Annotated in this window: 16 protein-coding genes; 9 read left to right on the top strand and 7 right to left on the bottom strand. The window is 69.2% G+C overall.

Annotated elements, in window-relative coordinates; translation table 11 throughout:
* The first annotated feature begins 89 nt into the window (after nucleotides 1–89).
* From ribE to F572_RS0110325, 5 genes are all read left to right on the top strand, one after another.
* Complete coding sequence (ribE, locus tag F572_RS0110345; protein WP_017941276.1) at nucleotides 90–572, top strand: 6,7-dimethyl-8-ribityllumazine synthase; 483 nt, start codon at nucleotides 90–92, stop codon at nucleotides 570–572.
* Between the two features lie 23 nt (nucleotides 573–595).
* Nucleotides 596–1,117 (top strand): transcription antitermination factor NusB, encoded by a 522-nt coding sequence (gene nusB, locus F572_RS0110340; protein ID WP_081602003.1) that lies wholly within the window; start codon nucleotides 596–598, stop codon nucleotides 1,115–1,117.
* A 25-nt stretch (nucleotides 1,118–1,142) separates the two neighbouring features.
* Complete coding sequence (thiL, locus tag F572_RS0110335; RefSeq protein WP_017941274.1) at nucleotides 1,143–2,156, top strand: thiamine-phosphate kinase; 1,014 nt, start codon at nucleotides 1,143–1,145, stop codon at nucleotides 2,154–2,156.
* Between the two features lie 300 nt (nucleotides 2,157–2,456).
* Complete coding sequence (locus tag F572_RS0110330) at nucleotides 2,457–2,978, top strand: phosphatidylglycerophosphatase A (RefSeq protein WP_017942297.1); 522 nt, start codon at nucleotides 2,457–2,459, stop codon at nucleotides 2,976–2,978.
* Between the two features lie 109 nt (nucleotides 2,979–3,087).
* Nucleotides 3,088–3,414, top strand: a complete 327-nt coding sequence (locus F572_RS0110325) for a hypothetical protein (protein WP_017942298.1) — start codon at nucleotides 3,088–3,090, stop codon at nucleotides 3,412–3,414.
* A gap of 10 nt (nucleotides 3,415–3,424) precedes the next feature.
* On the opposite strand, the gene F572_RS0110320 is transcribed toward F572_RS0110325, so the two are convergent.
* Nucleotides 3,425–4,003 (bottom strand): NAD(P)H-dependent oxidoreductase, encoded by a 579-nt coding sequence (locus F572_RS0110320; protein ID WP_017942299.1) that lies wholly within the window; start codon nucleotides 4,001–4,003, stop codon nucleotides 3,425–3,427.
* A gap of 207 nt (nucleotides 4,004–4,210) precedes the next feature.
* Between F572_RS0110320 and F572_RS0110315 the strand changes: the two genes are divergently transcribed.
* The 3 genes from F572_RS0110315 to F572_RS0110305 all read left to right on the top strand — a co-directional run bounded on the left by F572_RS0110315 (nucleotide 4,211) and on the right by F572_RS0110305 (nucleotide 6,173).
* A complete protein-coding gene (locus tag F572_RS0110315) occupies nucleotides 4,211–5,158 on the top strand; it encodes a sodium-dependent bicarbonate transport family permease (protein ID WP_017942300.1) in 948 nt (315 codons plus the stop codon).
* Nucleotides 5,159–5,162: 4 nt separating this feature from the next.
* Nucleotides 5,163–5,453 (top strand): nitrogen regulatory protein P-II, encoded by a 291-nt coding sequence (locus F572_RS0110310; protein WP_026143068.1) that lies wholly within the window; start codon nucleotides 5,163–5,165, stop codon nucleotides 5,451–5,453.
* A 141-nt stretch (nucleotides 5,454–5,594) separates the two neighbouring features.
* A complete protein-coding gene (locus tag F572_RS0110305; RefSeq protein WP_017942302.1) occupies nucleotides 5,595–6,173 on the top strand; it encodes a hypothetical protein in 579 nt (192 codons plus the stop codon).
* Between the two features lie 77 nt (nucleotides 6,174–6,250).
* Here F572_RS0110305 and thpR read toward each other — a convergent pair whose 3' ends face one another.
* From thpR to dksA, 6 genes are all read right to left on the bottom strand, one after another.
* A complete protein-coding gene (gene thpR / locus F572_RS0110300; protein ID WP_017942303.1) occupies nucleotides 6,251–6,772 on the bottom strand; it encodes an RNA 2',3'-cyclic phosphodiesterase in 522 nt (173 codons plus the stop codon).
* A gap of 10 nt (nucleotides 6,773–6,782) precedes the next feature.
* Nucleotides 6,783–8,147, bottom strand: a complete 1,365-nt coding sequence (locus F572_RS0110295; RefSeq protein WP_017942304.1) for a sigma-54 dependent transcriptional regulator — start codon at nucleotides 8,145–8,147, stop codon at nucleotides 6,783–6,785.
* On the bottom strand, nucleotides 8,144–11,071 hold the full coding sequence (locus F572_RS0110290; RefSeq protein WP_017942305.1) for a sensor histidine kinase: 2,928 nt from the start codon (nucleotides 11,069–11,071) through the stop codon (nucleotides 8,144–8,146). Before F572_RS0110290 ends, F572_RS0110295 begins: the two co-directional genes overlap by 4 nt.
* Nucleotides 11,061–11,234, bottom strand: a complete 174-nt coding sequence (locus F572_RS15805; RefSeq protein WP_017942306.1) for a hypothetical protein — start codon at nucleotides 11,232–11,234, stop codon at nucleotides 11,061–11,063. The genes F572_RS0110290 and F572_RS15805 overlap by 11 nt, the downstream gene beginning before the upstream one ends.
* A 92-nt stretch (nucleotides 11,235–11,326) precedes the next feature.
* Nucleotides 11,327–12,274 carry a tRNA glutamyl-Q(34) synthetase GluQRS gene (gluQRS, locus tag F572_RS0110280; protein WP_017942307.1) on the bottom strand — a complete coding sequence of 316 codons (948 nt, stop codon included), beginning with the start codon at nucleotides 12,272–12,274 and terminating at the stop codon, nucleotides 11,327–11,329.
* Between the two features lie 13 nt (nucleotides 12,275–12,287).
* Nucleotides 12,288–12,740, bottom strand: coding sequence for an RNA polymerase-binding protein DksA (dksA, locus tag F572_RS0110275; RefSeq protein WP_017942308.1), 453 nt, complete (start codon nucleotides 12,738–12,740; stop codon nucleotides 12,288–12,290).
* A gap of 168 nt (nucleotides 12,741–12,908) precedes the next feature.
* On the opposite strand from dksA, the gene F572_RS0110270 reads away from it, so the two are divergent.
* Nucleotides 12,909–13,676 carry an HAD family hydrolase gene (locus F572_RS0110270; protein ID WP_017942309.1) on the top strand — a complete coding sequence of 256 codons (768 nt, stop codon included), beginning with the start codon at nucleotides 12,909–12,911 and terminating at the stop codon, nucleotides 13,674–13,676.
* Nucleotides 13,677–13,696: the final 20 nt, after the last annotated feature.

Below are 13,696 nucleotides of genomic sequence, written 5' to 3'. Positions count from 1 at the left end.
GATCCCCGCGAACGCGCGATTCGTTCAGGGCGTCCTGTATCCACCATCCCGGGCGTGCGGCCCGGCCTTGTCCCAACCGGAATCACACCATGTCCGAGATCAAGACCCTGGAAGGCGACTTCATCGACGTTGCCGATCACCGTTATGGCCTGCTGCTGGCGCGATTCAACAGCCTGATCGTCGAGCGCCTGCTGGAAGGCGCGGTGGATACCCTGAAACGCCACGGGGCGCAGGAAAAGAACCTGACCATCGTCCGCGTTCCGGGTGCCTACGAACTGCCGCTGGCGGCGCAGGCCATGGCGCGCTCCGGGCAGTACGACGGCGTGATCGCGCTGGGCTGCGTGATCCGCGGCTCGACCCCGCATTTCGACTATGTCGCCGGCGAGGCGGCCAAGGGCCTGGCTCAGGTGCAGATGGCCGAAGACCTGCCGATCAGCTTCGGCGTGCTGACCACCGACTCCATCGAGCAGGCCATCGAGCGCGCCGGCACCAAGGCCGGCAACAAGGGCGCGGATGCCGCAATGGGCGCGATCGAGATGGTCAGCCTGATGCGCCAGCTGCGCGGCGCTTGAGCGACCACGAGCACGAAACCGACGTGACCGAACCCGGCAACCCCTCTCAATCCGACCGTCCGGCCGCCAAGGGCGCCGCGCGCGGCAAGCGTCCGCGCAGCACGCCCGAGCAGCGGGCGCGGCATGCGCGCTCGTTCGCGCGGCGGCGGGCCATGCAGGCCCTGTACTCCTGGCAGATGACCGGAGCCCACCCGAAAGACATCCTGGCCGAGTTCCGCGACGACGAGGAACACGCCAAGGCCGATGCCGAGTACTTCCGCGAGCTCCTGATCGGCGTGACCCGCGACCGCGAGGCGCTGGATGCCCGCATGGAACCGTATCTTGGCCGTCCGCTGGATCAGCTCGATCCGGTGGAACATGCCCTGCTGTGGCTGGGGCAGTGGGAGCTGGCCGAGCGCTTCGAGGTGCCCTACCGCGTGGTGATCAACGAGGCCGTGGATCTCGCCAAGCGCTACGGCGCCGAGCAGTCGCATCGCTACATCAACGGCGTGCTGGACCGGCTCTCCGCCGACCTGCGCGGTCCCGAACGCCCCGCGCCGCGCTGACCCCGCGCGGGTCAGCAACACGGCCATGGCCGGCCCCGATTCCGAATTCGACCTGATCCAGCGCTACTTCGGTGCGCCGGCGGCGGCCGCGTCTGCCGAAGGCGTCCGGCTGGGCATCGGGGACGATGCCGCCCTGCTGGCCGTGCCGGGGGGGCACGAGCTGGTTGTCACTGTCGACACCCTGGTCGAAGGTACCCATTTCTTTCCCGACCATCCGCCGGCGAGCGTCGGCCACAAGGCCCTGGCCTCCAACCTCAGTGACCTGGCCGCGATGGGGGCCGAGCCGCTGGGCGCCGTGCTGTCGCTTACCTTGCCACGGGTGGACCATGACTGGCTGGCGGGTTTCAGCCAGGGCTTCCTGGCGCTGGCCAAAGAGGCCGGGATCCCGCTGGTCGGCGGGGACACCAACCGTGGCCCGCTGGCCATCAGCGTGACCGTACTGGGCGCCGTGCCCGCGGGCCAGGCCCTGCGGCGCGACGGGGCCCGGCCCGGCGATCGCCTGGTGGTGTCCGGTGCGCTCGGCGGGGCGGCCTTCGGGCTGGCGCACGAGACCGCCCGGCGGGCACGGGGCGCTACGAGTGGCATGCCGCCCGCCAATGCCGGCGAGCCGGCCTGCGAGCGCCTGTTCTGGCCCCGAGCGCGCCTGGCGCTGGGCCGGGGCCTGCGCAACCGGGCCCGGGCGGCGATCGACATCTCCGACGGCCTGCTGGCGGACCTGGGGCATCTGTGTGCCGCCTCGGGCTGTGGCGCGCGGATCGACTGGCCCACCGTTCCCCGGGACCCGTTGCTGGCGCAGATTCCGGACGCGCAGGCGCGTGACTACGCGCTCGGCGGTGGCGAGGACTACGAGCTGCTGTTCGCCCTCCCGGCCGGGGAATCGCTGGACCTTCTGGCGTTCAGCGTGGACGTGCCGCTGACCGTGATTGGCGAGTGCACCGAGGGTGACGCCGTGGTCGTCGAGGACGCGGACGGGCAGCGACTGGACGTGGCGCGGGCGGGCCACGATCATTTCGCGGACAACATGGGAAACACTGATTAATGTACACACTCGCGTTGGTACCCCAGGTTTTCCGAGACAAGGCGCGGTGCGCAGCCGGTAGTGGTTCTACCGGCAAGGGCCGCAACGCAGGATCGGGGAACCTGGGGTACCAGCCCCGAAGGGGCTCGGCCGCCCGTTGTTATCAAAAACGGGCGCGCGCACGGCGTTGCGGCTCCCTTGTGCAGAATGCTGCACGGCCGTCGCCGCGCCTTGTTCGCACGCAAAAGCGACTCGAGCGCGAGCGTGTACATTGATCAGTGTTTCCCAAGGAACACTAGGGACAGGGGAGCCACACCGGACATGTCGGAGCAGAAGAACCGCAAACCGCAGATGCCGTCGGTGAAGACCGTCTTCGGCGATCCGATCCACCTGCTGGCCTTCGGCTTCGGCAGTGGTCTGTCGCGCTGGGCGCCGGGGACCACAGGCTCGCTGGGTGCTCTGGTGCTGTACTTCGCGATCATGAATTTCCCCGAATGGGCCTATATCGCGATCACCGTGATCGTGGTGATGGCCGGCTTCCATATCTGTGGCGAGAGTGCTCGCAAACTGGGGGTGCACGACCACCCCGGCATCGTCTGGGACGAATGGGCGGGCATGCTGATCACGCTCGCCTTTGCCCCGGCGGGGCTGATGTGGGTGGTCGTCGGCTTCCTGCTGTTCCGGATCTTCGACATCCTCAAGCCCTGGCCGGCGAACTACTTCGATCACAAGTGGCAGGACGGCCACGGGATCATGATGGACGACGTGGTCGCCGGCCTGTACGCGGGCTTCGCCCTGGTGATCCTCGGCGGGTTGTTCCAGCAGCTGGTGGTACAGGGATAGCGAAACGCCGGTCCATGGTGTGACGGCCTTGGCAGAGTCGAATGCCGCCGTGAACCATGGGCCCGCACGACCGCCTCAGGGGCAGGCAACCACAAAAGGAGTGTGTGGCATGAAGACCCCCTTTCGTTCCCTGATGCAGGCCTCGTTCGTGAGCGCCCTCCTGGCGTTCGGCAGTGCCCAGGCGCAGCCGGCGGGCGGCCCGCCGACGGGCGCCCCGGGGGCCAGTGGAGGCACGCCGGCTGCGGGTGACCTGCCGCCCGGCCATGGCGGCACCCCGCCCGGGCAGCGCCGTGGCGACCCGCGTCCGGATCAGCGTCCCGATCTCCCGCGGGCCCCGGAGCCTTCCTCGCCACCGTCCCCGGATGATGCGCCGTTGCCGGACCCGTCCGATCTCCCGCAACCGCCAGCGCCACCGACGCCCGACCTGCCGGGCTGACTCAGGGGAGCTATTTCGCCTGGCGGCCGAGTTCGCGAAGGTGGTGGAGCCAGCGTTCGCGGGCTGCGGTGTCGCCGCCGTTCCGGCCAATCAGGGTGTGCCGGACCGGGCCGAAGCCGCAGAAGCGCAGCACGTTGCGTTCCAGGCTCTTCAGACTGTGGGCGCCGAACCACCAGCGGTAGGCGAGGGCGGGCATTCCCATGGTGACGACGATGCGAACCGACCGGCCCTTCAGCCGCGTGTGGCGCAGGCGGTTCATGTCGCCATCGGCGACAAATGAGGGTCGCAGGGTCTGTTCGAGGAACCCCTTCACCAGGGCGGGCATGTCGCCCAGCCAGAGGGGGTAGACGAGGACCAGATGATGGGCGGTCTCGATCAGTTCCTGGGCCTCCAGGATGGCCGGCGGCACCGTCTCGTCGAGGAATTCGGCCTGGCTCTTGAGCAGCGGGAAGTCGCGATGGGCGATGGTGTAGGTGTCCACGGCGAGGCCGGCTTGTTCGGCCCCCTCGCGATAGGCGTTGGCGAGCGCGTGGTCCAGGTGACCCCCGGCCGGGTCCGGGTGGCCCTGCAGGATCAGGATTCGGGTCATGCGGCTGTCCTCGTGAAAACGGGGCCCTTCCTCCGAGCGTAGATCAGCGGACCCCGCAGGTGGGGGGGGTGACGGATGCCCGTGATACCGGAGCCACCACGATGCGGGCTCGCGCGGCTTCGCCGCGGTTTCCTCCGCTCCCGGTCTCGCCTACGATACTGAACCGATTCGCATACGGTTTTTTTGGTCAGGGCAGGTGGAGGTGAGATGGCGTTCGATCCGGTCGTACTGTTCTTCCTGCTGGGCGCGATTGCCGGGCTCGCCAAGTCGGATCTGAAGATCCCGATGGCGATCTATGAGGCGCTGTCGATCTACCTGTTGCTGGCGATCGGCCTGATGGGCGGGGTGAAACTGGCGGAAAGCGAACTGCTCCCGCTGTTGCTGCCCGGCCTGGCGGTGCTGGCCGTGGGTTCGCTGATCCCGCTGATTGCGTTCCCGGTGCTGCGCTGGTTGGGGCGCATGCCGCTGGCGGATTCGGCCTCGATCGCGGCGCACTACGGCTCGGTGTCGGTGGTGACCTTCTCGGTCGCGGTGGCGCTGCTGGCCTCGCGCGGGATCGACTACGAGGGGCACATGGTGGTGTTCCTGGTGCTGCTGGAGATGCCGGCCCTGATCATCGGCATCCTGCTGGCGCGCATGGGCAGCAAGGGGCCGACCCGCTGGGGCAAGACCCTGCACGAGGTCTTCTTTGGCAAGAGTATCTTCCTGCTGGCCGGTGGTCTGGTGATCGGTTTCATTGCCGGTCCGGTACACATCGAGCCGCTGGAGCCGATGTTCTTCGATCTGTTCAAGGGGGTGCTGGCGCTGTTCCTGCTGGAGATGGGCCTGGTCGCCTCCAGCCGCATCGCGGACGTGCGCCAGTACGGGTTCTTTCTGGTGGCCTTCGCGATCGTGATGCCGATCGTCTCGGCCGTGCTGGGGATGCTGCTGGGATATGCGCTGGGGATGTCGGTGGGCGGTACGCTGTTGCTCGCCACCCTGTACGCCAGCGCGTCATACATCGCGGCGCCGGCGGCGATGCGCATTGCCGTCCCACAGGCCAATCCGGCGCTTTCGATCGGCGCCTCGCTGGGTATCACGTTCCCGTTCAACATCTTCGTGGGGGTGCCGCTCTATTTCTGGATGGCCCAGACCCTCTATTCGCTGGGAGGCTAGTTCGATGCAAGGCGATGATATGTACCTGCTGACCGTGGTGGCCGAGGCGATCCTGGAAGAGATGCTGATCGACGAGGTACGCGCCATGGGTGCCGCCGGTTACACCGTCACCGATGCGCGCGGCTGGGGCCGGCATGGCAAGCGTCGGGGCAACTGGCGGGCCGGGGGCAACATCAAGCTGGAGGTCGTGGCTTCGGCCGATTTGTGCGACCGGATCGCGGCCCGGTTCAAGGAACAGTACGAGTCCGACTACGGGTTGCTGATGTTCACCATGCCGGTCGCCCTGAAGAATTGATCGGCTGGTGTGTTTCTCGTTCCTTGAAGTGAAGGACTTCACGAAAATCCGGGGAACTCGTTCACAGGCCTTGGGACAACCTCCGCTGGCTGCTATCTCCGGGGCGTGAACCAATGGCTTCAACGTTTCAAGGAGTTCCCCATGACGAGATTCCGCAGTACGGCACTGATCATCGCCCTCGGCTCCCTCTTCGCCGCGGGTTCGGCCCATGCCCAGGCCCCGCAGCAGGGGGGGCAGCAGGATGGCATGGGTCAGGGCATGCCGCCCGCCGAGCGGGGTGCCCCGCCGGCCGGTGGACAAGACGTGCCGGGCCAGGGCGGAATGCCGCGCGGCCAGGGGCAGGAACACCGCGGTCAGGGTATGCCCCCGGAACAGCGTCAGCAGGCCCCCGGCCAGCCACCGGGTCAGGGGCAACAGCCCCGGGGCCAGATGGAGCGCGGCGGTCAGCCGGCCCCCGGCCAGGGTGGCGCGCCGACCGCGCCCCGGGGGCAGGGCCAGCCACCGGGTGGTCAGGGGCAACCGCAGGGACAGGGCCAGCCCCAGGACGCGCCGCCGCTGGGCCAGCAGCGTCAGCCCCGAGGCGAGGATGCCCCTCCGCTGGGTGATCGAACCCCGACGTGGCCTGACACCGGTAACCGCCCGGCCGAGCCGGCAGATCCCGCGGACCCGGCATCGCCGGCGGATCCGGCTGAAACGGGCAATCTCCCCCCTGTGGACTGATCACTGCCAAGGGGTGTCCCTCTCGCCCGGGAGGATTTCCTCCCGGTTGCAGTGGCGCGCTGCAGAAGCGATGCCGCCTACGTCCGGGCGAGGATGCGGTAGGACCCTGGATGTCCGTCGCGGCCGGATTCGATCAGGACAATCGTGTCTGCTGCCCAGTGCAGCGGCGTCTCAATACGTTCGTGGACCGGCGGTGCCGCGTGGCGGCGCAGGGACACGTGAGGTCGGAAGGGGCGTGGTGGGCCGGTGTCGATGCCGCACTCCCGGCACAGGGCCTGAGCCCGGTCGGCGAGGGCGAGGAGGGCCGCCGGTGGTTCGCTGGGTCCGATCCAGGTGATGCGCGGCCGCGCGAAGTGGCCGAGGTGGTCCAGGGTCAGGTCCAGCGGGGGGCACGCCAGTGCCTCGATGCGATCGGACAGGCAATCGGCCTGGCCGGCGGGAATCGTACCGGCGAAGGCCAGTGTCAGATGCAGGTGCTCGCGCGGGACCGGCCGACCGGGGCCGTCCAGCCCGCGTCCCAGTCGGTCCAGCATCTCGCGTGTCTGCTCGTCGGGCCACAGGGCCAGGAAGACACGCCGGACAGCGGGCTGCTCCCCCATGGCGAGGTGTTCAGTTACGCGGCCGCGGCAGGTTCTCGCGCTGCCGGCGTTCCCACAGGGTCTTGCGGCTGATGCCCAGTGCCCGGGCGAGCTCCGTCTCGGTCATCTGCTCCTGGTGCTCCTGCACGAACTGGCGGAAGTATTCGTTCAGGCTCGCGCCGGCGCCCTTGCGCCGTGTGGGGAAGGCCGGGTTCGGGAGGTCGTCGCTGCCGCCGGCATCGCGGGTGTCCAGGCCCATGTGTTCCGGCCCGATGTGTCCGTCCGGGCTCAAGACCCAGCCGCGCTCCAGGGCGTTGGCCAGCTCGCGCACGTTTCCGGGCCAGTCCTGGGCCTCCAGCGCGTCCTTCGCGGCCTGGGTCAGGCGGGGAACTGATCCTGCTCCGGCCAGGCCCTCGAGGAAGTGCTGTGCCAGCGGCAGGATGTCCTCGCGCCGCTCGCGCAGAGGCGGAATGGCCAGTTCCAGCACCCGCAGGCGGTAGTACAGGTCGGCGCGAAAGGCCTGCTCCTCGATCATCGCCTCGAGGTCGCGGTGGGTCGCGGCCAGCAGGCGCACGTCTACCTTCAGGTTCTCGTTGGCCCCGACCGGGCGGATCTCGCCGTCCTGCAGGACACGCAGCAGGCGCGCCTGGGCGGCGGGGGCGAGTTCGCCGATCTCGTCCAGGAACAGGGTGCCGCCGTGGGCGCTCTGGATCAGGCCGGTGCGGGCCTTGACCGCGCCGGTATAGGCGCCCTGGGCATGGCCGAACAGTTCGGCCTCGACCAGGCCCTCGGGGATGGTGGCGCAGTTGACCGCGACGAACGGGCCGCCGGCACGCGGGCTCAGTTCGTGCAGGGCGCGCGCGGCGAGCTCCTTGCCGGTACCGGACTCGCCACGCAGGAGCACAGTGGAATGCGTGGCGGCGACCCGCCGGATCTGGTCGCGCAGCTGCTGCATGGCGGGGCTGTCGCCCACCAGCCCCAGCCCCGGGTGGGTCCGTGCTTCGGTCGCCTCCTCCGGCGTGGCGGGCGTGGGCCGCTCGCGTTCCTCGCGTTCGCGCAGGGCGGCGCGCAGGGTCAGCAGCAGGGCGTCGTGATCGAAGGGCTTGGCGATGTAGTCGGCCGCGCCCTCTTTTATGGCGTTCACGGCCGAGGGGACCGAGGCATAGCTGGTCATGATCACCGTGGGCGAGCGGGTGAACTCCGGCAGCAGTTCGATCCCCTCGCCGTCCGGCAGGCGCAGATCCACCAGCTGCAGGTCGTAGGGGTCGGCGGCCGCCAGGGCCCGCGCCTCGGCCAGGTTCTCGGCGACACCGACCTCGAAGCCGTGATGCTCCAGGAACCGGCGCACGGCGCGGCGGATCGGGGCTTCGTCGTCAACGAGCAGGATGCGGGTCATGAGTCGTCGTGTGGCAGAGTGAGCAAGAACCGGGCCCCGCCCTCGGGGCGGTTGGCGGCCATCAGGGTACCACCGTGGTCGCGCACGATGCTGTAGGCCACCGGCAGGCCGAGGCCGGTGCCCTGACCAGCCGGCTTGGTGGTGAAGAACGGCTCGAACAGGCGCTCCAGGCTGGCTTCGTCGATCCCGGGCCCGGCGTCGTCGATGGTGATCTGGATGTGGCGGCCATGCAGCCGGGCGGCGATGGCGACCGTTGAGCCTTCGGGCGAGGCCTGCTCGGCGTTGGTCAGCAGGTTGATGAAGACCTGCAGCAGGGTGGCGTGGGAGCCGCGGACATGCAGCCCTTCCAGGCCGGTGGCGGTGAACTGGAGGTCCTTGCGCCCGGCCAGTCGTGTCAGGCGGATGGCTTCGGCCAGCAGATCGTCCAGCGCGATGGTCTCGAAGTGCCCGGCCGAGGGCCCCTCGTCGGCATGGGCGAAGGTGATCAGCGACTGGACAATCGCGTTGATCCGCCGGGTCTGGGCGAGGATGTCGTCGGCAATACCGCGGATCTCCTCCGGGTCGTCCTCCAGGGGCAGGGTCTGCGCCAGCGAGGCGATACCGGTCAGTGGGTTGCCGATCTCGTGGGCGACCCCAGCGGCAAAGCGGCCGATGGAGGCGAGGCGGTCGCCGTGGGCGATCTCGGATTCAAGCTGCGCGCGCTCGGTCACGTCTTCGATCAGGACCACGCGGCCCTCCACCTGACCCTGGGCATCCTGCAGCTCGGAGCGGTGCAGGTTCAGGCGGCGATTGCCGGCGGGCAGGTCCACGTTCAGCTTGTACCACTGACGGTCAGGACTCTCGAGAAAGGCCGTCAGCAGACCGCTCCAGGGGCTGTCGAGCTGGCCGATGTTCTGACCCACCGCATCCTCCGTGGCGACCTGCGTGAGCTGCGCCAGGGCCTGGTTCCAGCCGGTGATCTCGCCGGTGTTGGTCAGGCTGGCGACCCCCAGGGGCAGCTCGTGCAGGATCTGGCGGTGGAAGCGGCGCAGGGCATCCAGTTCGGCCGCCAAGCCGGAAAGCGGCAGGGAGCGGGTCTCCAGCTGTTCCTCGATTCGGCGCAGGCTCTCGCTGAGGGTGTGGCGTCCTGCGGCATCCAGGCGCAGGTGCTGGTCGACGATCATCCGTGCCAGCACCGGGCCGAGCAGGCCGGACAGGTTGCGTTCGATCCGCTCGCGCAGGTGGCGCAGGTCGCCGCGCGAGCGCGTGTGGCGCGGCAGGCCGAGCTCGTCCAGGGCGCGCTGGACCTCGTGGCGTGCCGCACCTGGGCCCAGAGTGGCCGCCAGAGCGGTCTCCATCTCGGTCACGTCGCCGGCCAGGGGGAGCCCCGCGCCGGAACCGGGGGATTCGTTGGGGCAGCAGGCACGCCCGGCCTCGGCCTCCTCGCGGTTGGGACGGGTCAGCAGCGAGCCGACCACGAACAGCACGGCATTGGTGCCCAGGCTCAGCATCAGGGCGAAGGTCCAGGGGTCCAGCATCTCGGCTTGCAGCAGGCGTTGCGGATCCGGCAGGCCCGTGGCGATGCCGGCATCCGACAGCAGGGGCATGACCAGGGTAAAGGTCCAGCCGGCGATGCCCGCCGCCAGCCCCAGCAGGAAGCCGACGCGGGTCGCCTGTTTCCACAGCATCAGGCCGATCAGGCCCGGCAGGAGCTGGGCGACCGCCGCGAAGGAGATCAGGCCCAGTTGCGCCAGGCCTTCGACCACCTGGAGGAGTCCGTAGAAGGCGTAGCCCAGACCGATGATGAAGACAATCCAGATGCGCCGGCCCCACAGCAGGCGGGTGTAGAGGTTGGCGCTGCGCTCCTCCTCGTGCAGCCGGGTCAGCGGCGACAGGTAGTTGGTGCCCATGTGGGCGAGCGCGAGGGTGGTCACGATCATCATTGCGCTGGCCGCGGACAGCCCGCCGACGAAGACCAGAAGGGCCAGGCTGGGCGACTCCAGCAGCCCGGCGATCCCGATTGCGTAGTAGTTGGGCGAGATGCCGAGCCCGACGGCCTCGCCGGCCCAGTAGAGCACCGGCATCGGCAGGTTCAGCAGGAGCAGGAAGGCGGGGAAGGCCCAGGCGGCGGTGTTCAGGGCCTGCGGGTTGATGTTCTCGGTGAACAGCATGTGGAACTGGCGCGGCAGCAGGAAGGCGGCGGCGAAGGCGAGGATCATCATCGCGAACCAGCCACCCTCGCGGACCGGCGCGTATAGCGCGTCGACCGCCTCGGGATGTTCAGCCAGCCAGTTGTTGAGGCCGCCGAAACCACCGAACACGGCATACAGCGCCACGCCCGCGATGCCGAGGATGGCGATCAGCTTGACGATGGATTCGAAGGCGATGGCCAGGACCAGCCCGGCGTGCTTCTCGCGCGGGGCGATGTGCCGCGCGCCGAACAGGATGGCGAATAGCGCGATGGTGGCGCTGAAGGTCAGGGCGAGCAAGTGCGGCGGGGTCTCTGCCGTCAGGACCGCGGCGGACTCGGCCACGGCCTTGATCTGCAGGGCGATGTAGGGGAGCACGCCGGCCAGCATGAACAGCGCCACCACCGGCCCGGTGAACCGGCTGCGGTAGCGAAAGGCGAACAGGTCAGCCAGCGAGGTCAGCTGCTGCTCGCGGGTCAGGCGCAGGATGGGGCGCAGCAGCCAGGGCGTGGCGGCGAATGCCAGGGTCACGCCCAGGTAGATGGTCAGGTACAGATAGCCCTGATCGGCGAGGAAGCCGAGGTTGCCGTAGAAGGTCCAGGAGGTCGCGTAGACCCCCAGGGACAGGCTGAAGATCCAGCCGTTGGCCGCCAGTCGACCGACCCGGGGTACCCGGTCGGCCAGGAAGGCGATGCCGAACAGCAACGCCAGGTACGCCACCCCGACGGCGTAGAGCAGGCCGAGGCTAAGGGTCACGGCGCTCCCTCCGGGTCAGCGCCGCAATGGCCAGGATGAACAGCCCCCAGGCCGCAAACGGCCACCACCAGGCGGGGCTCAGGTGGGCGACCCAGATGACCAGAGGGCTCAGGAACAGCAGCACGCCCAGTAGGGCGATCAGGATGGCGCGCGGGGCATTCATGAGCCGGCGTGTGTCGCCACTGGCGTGCGCACAGGCGGGTGCGCCTGCGGGGCCGTCCGGGTTGGCGCGCGAAGGGAAGGCATGCGGCGAGTCTACACCGCGTGCAGGTCTCCGGGCAGTGCCGATTCCACGGGCAGGCAGTCGGCGAGGTCGCGTCGCCGCAGGTGCTCCAGGGCCTCGTTCAGCTGGGTCGCCGGGGTGTCCGGTGTCTGCGGGTCGCTGGGTGGCAGGCCGGCCCGCGCGAGGGTGCGGGCCAGCTCGCGCCGGGCGATGTCCGGATTGATGGCGGCGGCCCCGGTCGCCTTGGCGAGCTTGTCGCCCCCGAGGGCGACCAGGACCGGGTGATGGGCATACGCCGGCGGGGTGGCGCCCAGTCCCTGGTACAGCTGCATCTGGCGCGGCGTGGAGCCCAGCAGGTCGATCCCGCGCACCACCTGGTTCACGCCCAGGGCCATGTCGTCCACCACCGTCGCGAGCTGATAGGCCACGAGGCCGTCGGCGCGGCGGATGACAAAGTCGCTGCCCAGGGCCTCCAGGTCGAAGGCGACCGCGCCGAGAAAGCGATCCTCGATCGTCCAGTAGCGGGTGGTGGCGCGGGCGCGCAGGGCCCGGGGCTCGCGGCCGGGTGGCAGGCCATGGCGGCAGGTGCCCGGATAGACGGGGCCTTCCCAACCGGTCCGGCCGTGGGCAGCCAGGTCCTTGCGGGTGCACCCGCAGGGGAAGGCGCGGTCCGTGTCCAGCAGGGTATCCAGGGCGTGCTGGTAGGCCGGTCCATGCCGGCTTTGCCAGGTGACCGGGCCATCCCATCCCAGGCCGAAGACCTCCAGCGTGTGGAGAATGGCATCGGCCGCCCCCGGACGAACCCGGGGGGCGTCGATGTCGTCGATACGCAGATGCCAGCGCCCGTCAGCGCTCCGGGCATCCAGCCAGGAGATGACGGCGGCCAGCAGCGAGCCCGCGTGGAGCGGGCCCGAAGGGGTAGGGGCGAACCGGCCGACATAGCCGTCGGCCGGGGCAATCCGTTCGGGCGTGATGGTCACGGCCCGGTCGTGATCAGGCGCGCTGCTTTTCCTTGATCTCGTCGAGCTGCTTGCAGTCGATGCACATGGTGGCCGTGGGGCGGGCCTCCAGGCGACGGATGCCGATCTCCACGCCGCAGGTCTCGCAGTAGCCGTAGTCGTGGGTCTCGATCTTGCGCAGGGCTTCGTCGATCTTCTTCGACAGCTTGCGTTCGCGATCCCGGGCACGCAGTTCCAGTCCGAATTCCTCTTCCTGCGTGGCGCGGTCGGCCGGATCGGCGAAGTTGGCCGCGTCCTGACGCATGTGCCCCACGGTGCGATCGACTTCCTCGGCCAGCTCCTGGCGCCATGCCCGCAGCAGGCTGCGGAAATGTTCCAGCTGATCCGGGTTCATGTACTCTTCGTCCGGCTTTGGCACGTAGGGCGCAATCCCCCCGGCGACCATATGCTGGGTGGAGGGCTTGTCGGTGTTTTCGTCTGCAGCCATGCGGGCTTTCTCCGGCTGGAAAAATGAGGCGCACTTAGTACCAGAGTCGGACGGGGCGGGCAAGTCCCGTGCCATAACAGTTTGCGCGCGACCCCACCCGCCCGTTGGTGAATCGGGCCGCGCGGCGTGCGATATCAGCGAGATACAGGGCGAGGCAGGGAAATACGGATGAAGGAACTGCAGGCATTGATCTTCGACGTGGACGGCACGCTGGCGGACACCGAACGCGATGGTCACCGGGTCGCGTTCAACAAGGCGTTCGCGGAGGCCGGCCTGGACTGGGAATGGAGTGTCGCGCGCTATGGCGAACTGCTGCGGGTAACGGGCGGCAAGGAGCGTATTCGCCAGTACCTCTCCGAAGATCATCCCGAAATCCTCGAGGAGCCGGGGATCGACGACCGCATTCGCGAGCTGCACGCGGCCAAGACCCGCCACTATGTAGCCCTGCTGGAGACCGGCTCGATTCCATTGCGCCCGGGGGTTCGCCGCCTGCTGGACGAGGCCGAAGCCGAAGGGCTGCGTCTGGCGATCGCGACGACCACTACGCCGGAGAATGTCACCGCCCTGCTGGAGGCCACGCTGGGCAGCGAGGGTCCGTACCGCTTCGAGGTGATCTCCGCCGGTGACGTGGTCCCGGCCAAGAAGCCGGCCCCGGACATCTTCACCCACGCACTGGAGGCGATGAACCTGCCCGCAGAGGCCTGTCTGGCGCTGGAGGATTCCGACAACGGGGTGCGTTCGGCGCGCGGCGCCGGACTGGAGGTCGTCGTCACCACCAATGACTACACCCGCGATCAGGATTTCAAAGGTGCCCTGGCCGTGCTGGACGGGTTCGGCGAGCCGGATCAGCCGGCGACGGTGCTGGCCGGGCCCGAACTGCGGGGGCCGGTGGTCGACGTGGCCACGCTGCGCGCCTGGCTCGCCGGGGCCCGCTAGCGGGCACGGCCCCCAGCGGC

The sequence above is a fragment of the Thioalkalivibrio sp. ALE14 genome, assembly GCF_000376845.1.
GTDB lineage: Bacteria > Pseudomonadota > Gammaproteobacteria > Ectothiorhodospirales > Ectothiorhodospiraceae > Thioalkalivibrio.
This window is presented reverse-complemented; position numbering and strand designations above follow the sequence as displayed.

Excerpts from the sequence above, each read along its gene's own strand:
- F572_RS0110310 (WP_026143068.1), top strand. The coding sequence starts at position 5,163 with ATGCAAGGCGATGATATGTACCTGCTGACCGTGGTGGCCGAGGCGATC.
- thiL (WP_017941274.1), top strand. The coding sequence starts at position 1,143 with ATGGCCGGCCCCGATTCCGAATTCGACCTGATCCAGCGCTACTTCGGT.
- thpR (WP_017942303.1), bottom strand. The coding sequence starts at position 6,772 with ATGGGGGAGCAGCCCGCTGTCCGGCGTGTCTTCCTGGCCCTGTGGCCC.
- F572_RS0110325 (WP_017942298.1), top strand. The coding sequence starts at position 3,088 with ATGAAGACCCCCTTTCGTTCCCTGATGCAGGCCTCGTTCGTGAGCGCC.
- F572_RS0110330 (WP_017942297.1), top strand. The coding sequence starts at position 2,457 with ATGTCGGAGCAGAAGAACCGCAAACCGCAGATGCCGTCGGTGAAGACC.
- F572_RS0110270 (WP_017942309.1), top strand. The coding sequence starts at position 12,909 with ATGAAGGAACTGCAGGCATTGATCTTCGACGTGGACGGCACGCTGGCG.
- F572_RS0110305 (WP_017942302.1), top strand. The coding sequence starts at position 5,595 with ATGACGAGATTCCGCAGTACGGCACTGATCATCGCCCTCGGCTCCCTC.
- F572_RS15805 (WP_017942306.1), bottom strand. The coding sequence starts at position 11,234 with ATGAATGCCCCGCGCGCCATCCTGATCGCCCTACTGGGCGTGCTGCTG.
- ribE (WP_017941276.1), top strand. The coding sequence starts at position 90 with ATGTCCGAGATCAAGACCCTGGAAGGCGACTTCATCGACGTTGCCGAT.
- dksA (WP_017942308.1), bottom strand. The coding sequence starts at position 12,740 with ATGGCTGCAGACGAAAACACCGACAAGCCCTCCACCCAGCATATGGTC.
- F572_RS0110295 (WP_017942304.1), bottom strand. The coding sequence starts at position 8,147 with ATGACCCGCATCCTGCTCGTTGACGACGAAGCCCCGATCCGCCGCGCC.
- F572_RS0110315 (WP_017942300.1), top strand. The coding sequence starts at position 4,211 with ATGGCGTTCGATCCGGTCGTACTGTTCTTCCTGCTGGGCGCGATTGCC.
- F572_RS0110320 (WP_017942299.1), bottom strand. The coding sequence starts at position 4,003 with ATGACCCGAATCCTGATCCTGCAGGGCCACCCGGACCCGGCCGGGGGT.